General features: G+C 43.0%; 9 protein-coding genes. 3 read left to right on the plus strand and 6 right to left on the minus strand.

The window, feature by feature from the left end:
* Positions 1 to 10: 10 nt before the first annotated feature.
* The gene (ppsA, locus tag BTV98_RS03595) at positions 11 to 2,395 is read right to left on the minus strand and encodes a phosphoenolpyruvate synthase (protein ID WP_058368569.1); all 2,385 of its coding nucleotides are present in this window, start codon (positions 2,393 to 2,395) and stop codon (positions 11 to 13) included.
* A 590-nt stretch (positions 2,396 to 2,985) separates the two neighbouring features.
* Here ppsA and BTV98_RS03600 point away from each other — a divergent pair.
* The 3 genes from BTV98_RS03600 (at position 2,986) to sthA (ending at position 6,111) form a co-directional block, all read left to right on the plus strand.
* Positions 2,986 to 3,849: a pyruvate, water dikinase regulatory protein gene (locus BTV98_RS03600; protein WP_143505638.1), complete on the plus strand. Its 864-nt coding sequence runs from the start codon at positions 2,986 to 2,988 to the stop codon at positions 3,847 to 3,849.
* Positions 3,850 to 3,943: 94 nt separating this feature from the next.
* Positions 3,944 to 4,354, plus strand: coding sequence for a DUF4377 domain-containing protein (locus BTV98_RS03605; RefSeq protein WP_058368571.1), 411 nt, complete (start codon positions 3,944 to 3,946; stop codon positions 4,352 to 4,354).
* Between the two features lie 107 nt (positions 4,355 to 4,461).
* Complete coding sequence (sthA, locus tag BTV98_RS03610; protein WP_058368572.1) at positions 4,462 to 6,111, plus strand: Si-specific NAD(P)(+) transhydrogenase; 1,650 nt, start codon at positions 4,462 to 4,464, stop codon at positions 6,109 to 6,111.
* A 138-nt stretch (positions 6,112 to 6,249) separates the two neighbouring features.
* Here the strand turns inward: sthA and BTV98_RS03615 are convergent, their stop codons facing one another.
* From BTV98_RS03615 to BTV98_RS03635, 5 genes are all read right to left on the minus strand, one after another.
* Complete coding sequence (locus tag BTV98_RS03615; RefSeq protein ID WP_082637993.1) at positions 6,250 to 7,455, minus strand: ABC transporter permease; 1,206 nt, start codon at positions 7,453 to 7,455, stop codon at positions 6,250 to 6,252.
* Positions 7,455 to 8,723 (minus strand): ABC transporter permease, encoded by a 1,269-nt coding sequence (locus BTV98_RS03620; RefSeq protein ID WP_075102900.1) that lies wholly within the window; start codon positions 8,721 to 8,723, stop codon positions 7,455 to 7,457. Before BTV98_RS03620 ends, BTV98_RS03615 begins: the two co-directional genes overlap by 1 nt.
* A 3-nt stretch (positions 8,724 to 8,726) precedes the next feature.
* Entirely contained in the window at positions 8,727 to 9,908 is a 1,182-nt protein-coding gene (locus BTV98_RS03625) for an HlyD family secretion protein (protein ID WP_075102901.1), read from the minus strand.
* Between the two features lie 60 nt (positions 9,909 to 9,968).
* Positions 9,969 to 10,835 (minus strand): YihY/virulence factor BrkB family protein, encoded by an 867-nt coding sequence (locus tag BTV98_RS03630; protein WP_075102902.1) that lies wholly within the window; start codon positions 10,833 to 10,835, stop codon positions 9,969 to 9,971.
* Positions 10,836 to 10,939: 104 nt separating this feature from the next.
* Complete coding sequence (locus BTV98_RS03635; protein WP_058368574.1) at positions 10,940 to 12,562, minus strand: TolC family protein; 1,623 nt, start codon at positions 12,560 to 12,562, stop codon at positions 10,940 to 10,942.
* Positions 12,563 to 12,774: the final 212 nt, after the last annotated feature.

Raw genomic sequence — 12,774 nt, forward strand, 5'->3', positions numbered from 1 at the left:
ATACTGCAGTTTATTGTGCTTCTTCACCTGCTAAAAAGAACCAAGTATCAAGGACTGAATCAGGGTTTAGCGATACAGAGCTGATCCCTTGCTCCATGAGCCAGAACGCCAGGTCTGGGTGATCTGATGGACCTTGACCACAGATACCGATGTATTTATCCGCTTTACGGCAAGCTTCAATCGCCATAGACAATAGTTTCTTAACCGCAGGATCACGCTCATCAAACAAATGTGAGACGATACCTGAGTCACGGTCCAGACCAAGTGTTAACTGAGTCAAATCGTTTGAGCCGATTGAAAAGCCGTCGAAGTGCTCTAGGAATTCTTCTGCTAGTAAGGCGTTGGTAGGTAGCTCACACATCATAATGACGCGTAGACCATTTTCGCCACGTTTTAAACCATTTTTCTCAAGCAACTCGATGACTTCGGCTGCTTCACCAACAGTACGTACGAAAGGAATCATAATCTCGACGTTAGTCAAACCCATCTCATCACGTACACGTTTAAGTGCTTTACACTCAAGCTCAAAGCAGTCACGGAAATTATCAGAAACGTAGCGGCTAGCACCACGGAAACCAAGCATTGGGTTTTCTTCTGATGGCTCGTATAATTTACCACCTAGTAAGTTAGCATACTCATTCGATTTAAAATCTGACATACGAACGATAACTGGCTGATCCATAAAGGCAACCGCTAGTGTTGAGATACCTTCAACCAATTTATCAACATAGAAATCAACAGGTGAAGCATAACCTGCGATACGTTCATTAATAGCTTGTGATATTTCGCGTGGCAAGCTGTTCATATTAAGCAGCGCTTTTGGATGCACGCCAATCATACGGTTGATGATAAATTCAAGACGGGCAAGGCCAATACCTTCGTTTGGCATTTGTGTAAATGAGAAGGCGCGATCTGGGTTACCCACGTTCATCATAACTTTAAATGCCAGCTCTGGCATAGACTCGATAGAGTTAGTCTGGATTTCAAAGTCGATCTGACTCTCATAGATAAAGCCTGTGTCACCTTCGGCACAAGAGACAGTAACGTCTTGACCGTCGACCAGTAATTCAGTAGCATTACCACAACCAACGATAGCTGGAACACCAAGCTCACGCGCAATAATAGCAGCGTGACAGGTACGGCCACCGCGGTTAGTAATGATAGCTGAAGCACGCTTCATGACTGGTTCCCAATCTGGGTCTGTCATGTCTGAAACTAAGACATCACCATCTTGGACTTTGTCCATCTCGTTTAGATTGCTTACGATACGTACTTTACCGGCGCCAATGCGTTGACCGATTGAGCGACCTTCACACAATACTTTAGCACCAGCCGTATCAATGACATAGCGCTCCATAACAGTGCTGTCTTGACGACTTTTTACTGTTTCAGGACGGGCCTGTACGATAAATATCTCATTAGTATCACCATCTTTTGCCCATTCAATATCCATCGCTTGACCATAATGCTTTTCGATAGTCATTGCTTGTTTGGCAAGATCAGTCAGCTCTTCAGTAGATAACGAGAACTGCATACGTTCTTGTTTTTCGACATCGACTGTTTTGACTGATTTAGTCGTGCTGCCTTCATCACCGTAGATCATCTTTTTGTGTTTGCTACCAAGGTTACGGCGAATAATGGCAGGTTTACCATCAGTGAGTAGGCGTTTTGATAAATAAAACTCATCAGGGTTCACAGCACCTTGAACGACCATCTCACCCAAGCCATAACTTGAGGTGATAAAGACCACTTGATCAAAGCCACTTTCGGTATCTAAGGTGAACATAACGCCAGCTGCGCCTGTTTCTGAGCGTACCATACGTTGTACAGCGGCAGAGAGGGCCACACCTTCATGCTCAAAACCTTTATGTACACGGTAAGAAATAGCACGGTCATTATATAAAGAAGCAAACACCTCTTTAATAGCGAGTAGTACATTATCAATACCGCGAATGTTCAAAAAAGTCTCTTGCTGACCGGCAAATGACGCATCTGGCAAATCTTCGGCAGTGGCAGAAGAACGCACCGCGACAGCGATGTCTTTGCCGCCGCTCATCTCTTCAAATGACTGGCGAACTTCTTTCTCCAAATCTTCTGGCAGCTCTTGTTCAATAATCCAATTACGGATTTTTTTACCTGTTGCCGTAAGCTTATTCACATCGTCAACATCTAGCGCTTTAAGTTCACCATTGATTTTATCAAGCAAACCTGTTTCAGTCAGAAAACGATTGAAAGCATTTGATGTTGTCGCAAAACCGCCTGGAACGCTAACGCCCAAATCAGACAGATGACTGATCATCTCGCCAAGCGAGGCATTCTTACCACCGACCATATCAATGTCGTTTTTTCCTAACTGATCAAGATTGATCACAAGTGCTGTAGATTGCGCTGCCATGATAACTCCAGAAAATAAGGTTATTTAGTAAAGATTATAACGGTAAATTATACCGCTATATTTGGATAATTTCGAGGGGTTAAACCAAAAAACTTATGAAAAAGATACAAATTATAGAGTTTAGCAATAATTTATAAGTCAACAATCGAACTATTGTCTCACTTATCCGAATATAAAGCAGCCAACTCAAGATAAATATTTTTGTAAATGATAAGCATATGTGACATATACAACCTCTACTATGTCTGAATTCATACAGAAAATTGTAGTAAAACCCATCGTCTAGGTTTTATCGCTGTGCTAACTTTGATTCCTATTAAGTGTCTATTATGAGTATAATGTATGGCATAAAGTAACAAGCACGTTTAACACTTATGACGTCTGCTACAGTAGCTAGAAGTAGAGCTATTAGCATAACGAGTCAGTAGTCCAAATATGCATGTTATAACCCCTAATCAGATGTATGCTGCCTAGCGATTCAATTATAAAATTATCATATTAAATATAATGAGTCGACTAAAGCTTACCATTGAGGTTTACACTAAGGTTTTCAAGTTATGTATTCAAACAGTCTGTCTGAGCAAGATAAAATGACTATTCAAAATCGCCATGCTTTAGGTTTGGACAACTCCCAGGCGATAAGAAGTGCGTTTTTTATCTCCGATGGTACCGCCATTACAGCTGAAACGTTGGGTCGTTCTATATTGAGTCAATTTGCTTCAGTACCATTCGAAACACGAGTGTTACCCTATGTCGATAGTATTGAGCGTGCTGAGGATGCGGTTGCGCAAATCAACATCGCTTATCAACGCGATGGATTATTGCCATTAGTGTTTGATACGATTGTCAGTCCTGAGATTCGCGAAAAGATTAACTCGGCTCATAGCTGTAATTTAGATATGTATGAAGGTCTAATCGGACGTATCGCGGAAGAAACGGGTATAGAGCCAGATGCCCATTCTGGTCACGCTCACGATAATGTTGACTCTGAGACTTATAAAGAGCGTATCGATGCGGTACATTTTGCTTTAGATAATGATGATGGCGCTCGTACACGTCATTACAATATGGCAGATATTATATTAATTGGCGTATCACGTTCAGGTAAGACGCCAACCTCACTTTATTTGGCTTTACAGTTCGGTATTCGCGCTGCCAACTACCCACTGACCGAAGATGATCTATACGACAATCAGCTACCAAAAGCATTGCGAGAGCATAAAGACAAGTTGTTTGGCTTATTAATTGATACGGATCGTCTAGTAAAAATCCGTCAAGAGCGCCGCGCAGGTAGTCGCTACTCTAGCTATCAGCAGTGTCAGCAAGAGCAGCGCGCTATACAAGGTATCTATACTTCACAAGGTATTCAAAGTCTTGATGTCTCAGAGATGTCTGTTGAAGAGATTGCTACCCGTATTTTGCAAATGACTGGCCTAAAACGCCGCATCGGTTAATCTGATATATGTGTTTATCATCGACTATTATTATCATCATATAATGTACTTTATATAAGTATTGCTATACATTTATCATCACATAGAGAGTGTTATGAGTCTATCCCATCAACATCAACCTAAAAAATCTTCCTTATTTTTGCTGGGTCTATTAAGCAGTGTCACGTTACTTAGTGCTTGTCAAACGTCACCTTTTGCACGCGAACCGGTGCCAGAGCCGCGCTATATACCTACTATTGTCTTAGGTGACGCGCAAACGTTAACCATTATGCCAAACCGTGTGGCCTGCGCCTCAGCATTACCGATGCAATGTCTACTAGCCAAGTCCAATAAAGATGGCTCAGTATTTCAAATCCCTTACGATTGGATCGATGGCTTTACGCCAAGCCTTGGTACAGAATATGTGATTAGCGTGCGTCCGCAGGTTGATGAAGGGCGTCAGAGCCTAAATGGACATTGGACATTGCAAAATATTTTGTCACAACGTATGGTGGGCACGCCGTAGTACTGGCTACTGACGCGTGAATGTATTGATTCACGTATAGATGGCTTCATAACTGGTATGAGTAAACTGACAGACAAATAAGTAAATAAATAATTAAAGAGGTTATCATGGGAAGCAAACGCAAAGATGATGCAACTAACGATACTGGTCGTGACACACAGACCGAAGTATCAAACAAAGACAGCGGCGCTGCACCTGCTACATCTCCTGAGCAGACCAAAGAAAAAAACAAACAAGAACAAATCGAGCAAACCCACGAACAAGTCACAGAAGATGTCATGCATCATCCTGATTTGGTCAATCCGCTAGATGACACGCGTATCGATATCAAATCAGGCTTTACTAAAGATTCGCAGCGTATAAAAAGCGATCAGCATAACTTTGAATACGATGCTGTCGTACTAGGTGCAGGCCCAGCTGGCGAAGCTGCAGCAATGAAGCTTGCTAAGTCTGGTAAAAGAGTAGCTGTCGTTGACCCCCGTAATCAGGTTGGTGGTAACTCTACGCATGTTGGTACGATTCCTAGTAAAGCGTTGCGTCAATCCGTATTTAACTTGATCAATTTTCGCCGTGACCCTATGTTTACCAAGGCGCTTGAATATGAACAAGTACCACTGAATAAGGTGCTTGCCAATGCTCGTCGCGTGATACGTAGCCAAGTTAATACCCATACGCGCTTTTATGAGCGTAACCGTATTGAGGTTATCCATGGTTGGGCAAGTTTTGCAGATGCCAATACCTTGCGTATTGAAACTGATGAAAACATCTTTGAAACGGTTACCTTTAATAAGGCGATTATCACAGTTGGTAGCCGTCCTTATCGTCCTGAAATTTTAGATTTTGATCATCCGCGTGTCTTTGACTCTGATAAAATTTTGCAAATGGATTATGTCGTCAAAAAAATCATCATTTATGGCGCAGGTGTAATCGGTTGTGAATATGCTTCAATTTTTACCGGTCTTGGTTATAAAGTTGATTTGATCAACAACCAAAATCAGCTACTAAGCTATCTTGATAGCGAGATTAGTGATGCTATCGCGCATGACTTTAGACAGTTTGGTGTCCTTATCCGCAGCAATGAAGAAATTGACCATCTTGAGACTCACGACGATTATGTAATTTTGCATCTCAAAAGTGGTAAAAAAATCAAGTCTGATGCCATTCTTTGGTCAAATGGTCGCTCAGGTAACACTGAGGGGTTAAATTTAGAAGCTATAGGTTTAAAGGCCAATGGCCGTGGTCAGCTCAAAGTAGATGATACTTACTGTACAGACGTTAAAAACATTTATGCTGCTGGAGATGTAATTGGCTGGCCGTCTCTGGCTTCTGCTGCCTACGACCAAGGGCGCTGTGCGGCAGCCTTTATGGTTGGTGATAGCGATGCAGAGCCGGTATCGAGTGTGCCAACTGGTATCTATACCATTCCTGAAATCTCAAGTATTGGTAAGACTGAGCAAGAGCTGACTGATGAAAAAGTGCCTTACGAAGTGGGGCAGGCGTTCTTTAAGCACTTGGCACGTGCGCAGATTATTGGTGAGCGCTCTGGTGTATTAAAGATATTGTTCCATCGTGAGACGCTTGAAATCTTGGGCATCCATTGCTACGGCAATCATGCTTCAGAGATTATCCATATTGGACAGGCTGTGATGAAGTGTAACAATACCCTTGAATATTTTGTCAATACGACGTTTAACTACCCAACGATGGCAGAAGCTTATCGGGTAGCGGCGTTAAATGGACTCAACCGAGTGTTTTAGATTTTTTAGTGCACTTAATTGCTATTATAAAAGCGTCTGTTAAACATCTAACAGGCGTTTTTTTTGACTAGTCATTTCTTGAGCCAGTGTTTTATAAGGCGTTTTTACAAGTCAGCTTTTTAACTAAATATTTTTCAACTAAGTGTTTTTCAAAGTAGGCGGTTTTGTATCCGTACGCTTGCGCATAAACAATAATAAAATAAAGTAAAATAGCCATAAGCCAATTAAGGCATAAAAACCTGTAGCGACTTGCGAGAGACTGGCGCCCATTTGATTAAGCTGTACTGAAGTATTGATCGCAGGGGTGGTGGGTATCAACCAGCACAAAATTTGTAGTACTTCTGGCAACTGGTTGGCAGGCCAAGGATAACCGCTCATAAAAAACATCGGCAGTGAGCTAAAAATCAATATTTGCATACTACGTTCACGCAAGCGAAACCATAAGCCAAACACGCAACCAAGCGTCGCTACTGTCGGACAAAAAATCATCAAAAATAATAAACTCCCAAGCATGTTTTGTCCACGTGGATAATGGTGCAGCTCAAAAGTCCAGCCATAATAAAAGCAGCCAACTGTGAAGCTAAGTACGCTCACAGCTACAATTCTTCCAAGCCAGCCGCGAATACTGGTGCTATGACGCCGCTGTTCATACCAAGTACTAATTAGCATTGCAGACGCTATTAACAGAGTCTGTTGCAAAATAATAATAGATACTGCTGGTACTACATATGCACCATAACCCTCAGTTTGATTATACAAAGGCATAATCTGTAATGGGACAGCCTGAGTGTTTTGCGCAGCAGTAGGTGCATAAGCCCCTTGAGCCACGTTTTTTTTGACTTCAACTCCCGCTGATACCGTACTGACCGCTTGTAAGAACCCCATCTGCACGTTTTTATTTAATAAAAAATAACCACCATTACCGAGCACACTGACGCTGGCTTCCTTCCCAGATAGCACTTGCTGCTCAAGTCCGCTTGGAATAATCATGTAGCCTGCAATTTGATCTGACCAAATGGCTTCTTTGGCTGCTTGTTCGTTAAGAAAGCGTTTGGTGTTTAGCTGTGGACTGGCGCTGCTATAACGCACAATCGTACGCGATAAGTCACTGTTATCGTAATCGACGATACCGACCGGTACATGATTGACCACCTCAGATGAATAAGGCCACGGATAAAAAAAGCCGTAAATAATAGGCGCTATAATCAACATCAAGAGCACGCCTTTATCAGTAAACACATCCTTAAATGTTTGGATAAAGTTTGCCCAAAACGACTGTGGTACTGGCAATGTCGTAAGGAAGGTAGATGTTTCTGCAGCGTTGGTTTTAGTTGATTTTGACATTAGCGTGCTCCCCAGCGCTCAGGATGCGATAAGGCACGTTTGGTCAAAAAGACCATTAAAATTATCGCAATAACAGTTGCTAAGAGTAGGCCATAAACAATGGGCAGTGATACGGTAAGGGGAGCTTGCATTTGTAGCTGCGCAATGTGCAGCTGTAGATAATGCGTCAATGGTAGTGCATCAGCCCAATATTTGGCGCTGTCGGTAATGGCAATATAAGGGTAAGTCACGCCTGCGAATGCGTAGGAGGGTACGGAGATGAATCCAGTAGCCGATAATCCCATACGTAATGAAAATGAGCCGAGTGTAAAGACAGCACCAAGCCAAAATGAGAGAATTATTAATAACACCAGACTCATATAAGTGATTAACAACGATACTGTGTCCACGCTTTGTTGCGGTGTGGCTAGCCATAATGCCAATGCTGACCAGATACTATAAGCCAGTATGGGCCAAAAATACTTACCTAATAAGCCTGCGAATAATACGGATAAGCTCGCTTTTTTTATGTTGTTCGAGCTTTCCGTATTATTGTTTTTATATTGACCACTATAATTAGCCAATATTAAGTCAGGCGTGCCTATATCGATAAAACGAGACCAACGTCCAAGTTGCTTATCGCGTAGCTCTCGGCCAATTGTCGTTGCTCCAATCACCATTGCCAAAATATGCAGCAGCGCAGGAATCACCGTTGATGCCAAAAACTGCTGATAATTATTAATGGCATTGAATAGGTTGGTGCGTTGAATGGCGATAGGAGAGTAGTTGATCGCAGCTTGTGAAGGCGCCATCCCTTGCTTGACCATACGTTGTATTTCAACACCTGCTGACAAAGTACCGACGACTGATTGTACACTGGTCTGAATGATGCCTGAATGCGTGCCATACTGAGCATTTACTTGCAAGACAATAGGTGCAGGTTTGCTGGATGAAATATTACGTGAAAAGTCCTCAGGTATGACGACGACCGCATAAACGTCACGTTGCAATATAGCCGCTTCGACGTCAGCTGGCGAGTGGTACTGTTGATGAACGGTTAGCGCAGGACTGGCTTCTAGATAGCGCACCAGAGTATTGGCGATAGGACCATTGTCTTGATCAATGACTCCGATAGGCAGATCTGTGATTTGAGTCTGTGAAAATATCCACCAAACGAGCAAGACAGTTGCTAGCGGTATCCATAGCACCATTGCTAAATCCCACTGGTTTTTGGCTAAGAATCGCCGCTCATAAGCAGCACTGCGTATAAATGCTTTTAGCAGACGCATGGTTTACTCTTGAGCCTGAATAACAGCGGTTGGGTCAATCTGTACAATGACACTCATACCAGAGCGAATCCGGCTGTCTGGGTTTGAAGGTCTTGCCTTGATTTCAAAGGTGCGTACATCAAAGCCGTCATCATTGTTGGTTGGTCGCCAAGTAGCGAAATCAGACAGTGTTGAAGTCGCATAAACTGTAAACTCTTTATTATAGGGTTTATCCATCGATGACAGCGCTGGAATCGTACCCGTGAACTGTTGACCAATAGCAAATTGATTTAAGTGATTTTCGGTGACGTTTAACACAACCCATTGATCGTCCGTATTGACTAAAGTCAGTATTGGTACACCTTGTCCAATGACTTCACCTGCGCTGACGATGACATCGTCCACAACACCAGCAATTGGGCTTTTGAGGTTGGCTTCTTCTTTTGCGACCAGCGCTTCATCTAGCTGGGCATCGACTTGCGCGACTTGTGCGGTTGCTGCAGACTTATCTTCGCTGCGCACGCCTTCTAATGCCAAATCATACTGCAAACGCGCCGCTTCAGTTTGGTCTTGCGTAGCCAGATACTGCGCATAGGCTTCATCACGCTTCTGCCTTGCCATAAGTCCTTCTTCATAAAGACGATTGACACGTTGATAAGTGTTTTGTGCCAAATCAGAAGCGGCTTTATTGGCTTGCCAAGCGGCTTTTGCTTGCGCGATCTCTTGCGGGCGCGCACCGTTTTCTGCTTTGTCCAATTGACTTTGTGCCATTTGCTTACCAGCACGAGCTTGAGCAATCTTTGCATTGATTTCGGGAGAGTCCATCTCAATTAGCTGTTGACCTGGTGCTACTTTATCGCCCTCAGTGACCAAGATCTGCGCGATACGGCCTGGTACTTTTGCTGCAATAGAAGTCTGCTGCATCTGCATTTGCCCTTGTAGCGTGATGACTTGCGGCTTGCTCTGCTTGGTACTTTGGTACAAGCCATAAGCAATGACGCCAATTATTATGAGCAACACTATAGTAAGCAGCACTTTTTTTATCATGGCCGAGTCATTTGCTTTAGGCTTATTGTGATGATAATTGGGCGTAGCCTGTTCTTGTTTTGTATCTGACATATCCTCTATAGGCTCAGCAGCCAGCGCCGACTCATCAGAAACAGTTGGCTTGCGTGAGTCGTCTGATTCGTTTGGAAGTTTAGTCATAATGGTGATATTCCTAAAGCAACTAAGTTGAGGATAAAGGGGTTTATTACTAGGGGTGCTCTAATACACTTGAATAGCACAAGGTTTGGCGTTTTCTATGGCTTTAGAATTAAAAATAGCACCAAAAGCGACAATAAAGGCGGAATAATAAAGCCATAACATAATGACTACGGCTGCTGATAGCGCCCCAAACTCAGCGCTATAGTTATTAAAGTTTTGTACATAAATCGAAAACAGCACAGACAATACTATCCAAAGAACGGTCGCAAGAGCTGCTCCTGGCACCAGTTTTTTTAGTGCTACAGCGTCACGGTTTGGAGCTAGGCGATAAAGACCTAAGAAGCTTAAAAATATAATACCTGCCAATATCGGCCATCTGCCCCAAAGTGCAATCGTCTTAGCTACTTGAGGAAAAGGGAAATAAGCTGCTCCTAGAGGAATAATAGCGATAGAGGAGATCGCTATAATCAAGACTACTACTGCTCCAAAGGTCAAACTGACTGCTCGAATCGTGCCTTGTATAAAGCTGCGTTCTTGAGTGATATGAAAGGCAAGATTGATAAGAATAATTAACGATTTGACCCCTTTAGAGCCTGCATAAAGGGCCAGTAAGGTCGATATAATAAGACTGAAAGTCAATGTAGAAGTAGTGCTAGAGACCAGATCGCTTAAGCGTGAATTTAGGACTTCATATACTGTGTCAGGTATAAATGGACGCAAAAGTAAGATTTGCTCTTGCATCTCAGTCGGTGAAAACGCGAGTCCATAAAGCAGCACAAACACAGCCATTACTGGAAAAATCGATAAAAAACCAAAAAATCCTACGCTTGCACAATGCGCCCAAACATTAGAGGTATTTGCGTTACGCCATGTCTGTAGTAAAGCCTGCAGCCAACTACTTGTCGATTTAGAAGTCGTTTTTTTCATAAAAAAGTGGTTCACAGTAGAGTTGTTAAGAGTATGGTTGTTGGATTGTTCATAATAATGAGCACAAACGCTTATCGCCATAGTCTATTATTTTTAGTAATAAATCACTGTTTAGTGTACAAAGTTGGCAATTGAATGTCAGCAGCGTTTAGATAAGCATTGAAGGCAAGTGGCGTACCGCAGCTTTGCATAAGAGCTGCTAGCCCCTGTACGTAGTCGTTTGCAGCCTGCGCTTGTTCGGTGCGGGCTTTGAGAGCTTGCGTTTGTGCTTGTACGACTTCGAGAGTAGTGTTCACACCTTCTTGCAGTCCAAGGCGACGCAAGCGTAATACCTCTGCGGCTAAGTCGACATTGCTTTGTAATGCTTGATAGCGCGACTGAGCATTGTTCACATCGTTCCAGTTTTTCTCGACTAGCAGTAATAGGTTGTCACTGACTTCGATTTCGGACAAATCCGCTTGGCGTATCTTAGCATCATTGGACGCTAGCGACGCCGCTTTATCGAGCCCGCCCCACAGCTTCCAACTGGCCGACACACCTGCAATCCAGCTAGGATCTTTTTCGACTTGTCCATAACCGTACAGCATGACAGTTGGTTTATAACCAGTATCGGATAGCTTACGTAGCTGCTCAGCTTGCACGCGTTTAGCGGTGACTTTTTGTAGTCCAGGATGGTGTTTTAGTGCCAAGTTTTGAAAGTAACTGACATCTGGTAGAGGACGACTGGACACAAACAGTGGAGTAGTTGGTTTGATACGGTAGTCTGTCCGCAATAGACGTTGTAATGATATCATTGCAAGACGAGCGTCATTATGGGCATTCACTGATTCACTCTTTGCATCGGCCAATGCAGACTGGGCTTCTAAACGATCTACACGTGATATAAATCCTTCTTCGTACAAGCGCTTGGCCATATGGTCGGTCTGCTGCAGCGTATCGTAAGCGTCTTCACGCAAGTAAGCGGCAATAATCGCTAGTTGCGCCTTAAAGTAACGTTCAATCAACGTGTTATAAAGCTCGTTTTTATCAAGTATGCTGTCCGCTACTGCTTCTTGAGTGCGGGCATCCGATGCTCCAGTGAGTGCTGAAGTGCGTCCAGCAGTATAAACAGGCCAAGCAAAACCAAGACCTGCCCCTGCTGTAGAGCCTGAGCGCTTAAAGTCATAGGAATCTGGAATACGATCGCCGACCATCTCGCCAAAGTTTGGCAAATCTGGTATAGGAGGAACAACATCACCAGTATTAGCGCCGGCGTTATTTACACCGTTGATCACACCGTTTTTGAGCGTTGATAAGTCAATATCTTCTTGTACATTATAGGCATTGGCCGATAGCTGCGCGAATACAAAAGGATTGTCTATCGTCTTGAGGGCATCGGTTTGATATTCACTGGCTACAATGGCAGCTTGATTGGCAGCAAGCTTAGGTGAAACTTGTAACAATATTTCTTGTGCTTGCTCAAGACTCAAAAAGCTAGCCACGTCTAATGGATAGCTATTAGCGACTTTTTTATGAGTAATAGGGTCAACGAGAGTGTTTAGAGTGGGAGTGCTTGACGGCGGCAATAAAACCGAGTGGACTGGATCGGCATGAATCGTATCCATTGAGACATGGTTTTGGTCAATATCTGTGTTTATAGTATGGTCGTTCGCTGCGGTATGAGTTGAGATTCCTATTAGCATAACAGTTGCAACTGCCCTAGGCAGAGATAAGATAGCAAATTTCATGGAGTATAAACCGTTAATTAGGAAGCAAATTGTCATCTTATATTAAGATATTGCAATACAAAATACTTAAGTAAAAAACAATTAAATCAATTGTCATCTATAGTATAAGTCTTAATGATGTTAGCAAAGCGTACACTGTAGAGCCACAACTGTGATAGGTCAATGCTTATTACTTACTTATCATTCATTCAGTGTTAAGGTTTTATATAATC

This window comes from Psychrobacter sp. Cmf 22.2 (assembly GCF_001921745.1).
Classification (GTDB): Bacteria; Pseudomonadota; Gammaproteobacteria; order Pseudomonadales; family Moraxellaceae; genus Psychrobacter.